We start from the raw sequence: 260 nt of genomic DNA, 5'->3' as shown, positions 1-260 counted from the left end.
GATCGGCGAGGAGCTGCTGCCGCAGAAGCTCAAGGAATGGGAGCGGGTGCATGGCCGGATGCTCGATTGGGTCGCGGCCCAGCCTGCCGATATGGGCGATCTCAATCACCTCGCGCCGATCTACGCGCCGGGGCTGCAGATCGACCAGGCGCTCAAGCGCGACCTGCTCAAGCGCTCGCATGGCTCGACGCGGCGCGTCTGTGTGAACCTCGCCCAGCTCTTCGAGCGCGCGCAGGTGCTGGGGCGTGACCACATGGGGC

General features: G+C 68.1%; 1 protein-coding gene. It reads left to right on the top strand.

What is annotated here, in order from left to right:
- On the top strand, positions 1 to 260 hold a 260-nt coding region (locus JI666_RS21345; RefSeq protein ID WP_206895095.1), incomplete at both ends, for a hypothetical protein.

Source organism: Bacillus sp. NTK071, from assembly GCF_017303315.1.
In the GTDB taxonomy this organism is placed as follows: Bacteria; Bacillota; Bacilli; order Bacillales; family Guptibacillaceae; genus Guptibacillus.
The sequence above is the reverse complement of the archived record's forward strand: the minus strand, read 5'-3'. Positions and strand labels throughout refer to the sequence as shown.